Source organism: Streptomyces sp. A0642 (genome assembly GCF_004795105.1).
In the GTDB taxonomy this organism is placed as follows: Bacteria; Actinomycetota; Actinomycetes; order Streptomycetales; family Streptomycetaceae; genus Streptomyces.
Map to the genome: position 1 here is coordinate 1 of NZ_SSBL01000074.1, position 1,138 is coordinate 1,138.

At 66.6% G+C, this 1,138-nt stretch carries 1 protein-coding gene; it reads right to left on the minus strand.

Translation table 11 applies throughout. From position 1 onward, the window contains the following. The coding region (locus E6R60_RS36425) for an acyltransferase domain-containing protein (RefSeq protein ID WP_168713750.1) at window positions 1-1,094 on the minus strand (1,094 nt) is incomplete at its 3' end. Window positions 1,095-1,138: the final 44 nt, after the last annotated feature.

Here is a 1,138-nt window from a genome sequence, read left to right on the forward strand (position 1 = left end):
GGTTCGATCCAGTAGTGCCGGCGCTGGAAGGCGTACGTGGGAAGACCGACGGGTGTTCCCCCGTCCAGGACCCGGTCCCAGGCAATGCCCTGCCCGCCCACATGCAGGGCACCCAGAGCCTGAAGCAGAGTCCGGACCTCATCAACCGGCTCATCAACGCCCCGCCCCACACGCTGGGAAGCAAGGAACACCGCATCCCGCTCCACACACCCCGCACCCATCGCGGACAACACACCGGCCGGACCACACTCCAGGAAACGGGACACACCCGCCCCCTCCAACGCCCGCACCGCGTCAAGAAAACGAACACCCTCACGAACCTGACGCACCCAGTACCCCGGGTCGGACAACTCCTCCCCCGTCACCTCCCGCCCCGTCACCGTCGACACCAGCATCAGACCCGGCTCACGGAACGTGCACGACTCCACGACCTCCCGGTACGCACCGAGCATGGCATCCATATGCGGCGAGTGAAACGCATGCGAGACCTCCAACCACCGCGTCCGCCTCCCCACCCCCGCAAAGTGCTCCACCACCACCGAAACACCCGCCACATCACCACTGACCACCGTCTGCGCCGGACCGTTCAACCCCGCAACCGACACCCGGCCCCCCACACCCCCGACAACCCCCAACACCTCCGCCTCCGACGCCTCCACCGACGCCATCACCCCACCCCGCTCACACCCCTGCATCAAACGACCCCGCGCAGCCACCAACCGCGCCGCATCCCCCAGATCCAACACACCCGCCACATGCGCCGCAGCCAACTCACCAACCGAATGACCCGCCACCGCACACGGCACCACACCCCACACCTGCCACAACCGGAACAACGCCACCTCAAACGCGAACAACGCCGGCTGCGTGAACTCCGTCTCATGGATCAACACCGCATCCGCACTGTCCTCCGGCGCGAAAACCACCGCCACCAACGGCACCCGCACATACGGATCCAACGCCGCACACACCTCATCGAACGCCTCCCGGAACACCGGAAACGCCCCGTACAACCCACGCCCCATCGCAATCCGCTGACTACCCTGACCCGTGAACAACACCGCCAGATCACCACCCCCCACCACACCCTCCACCACATCACGGTGCGCCCTGCCACCCGCCAACGCCCGCAAAGCAT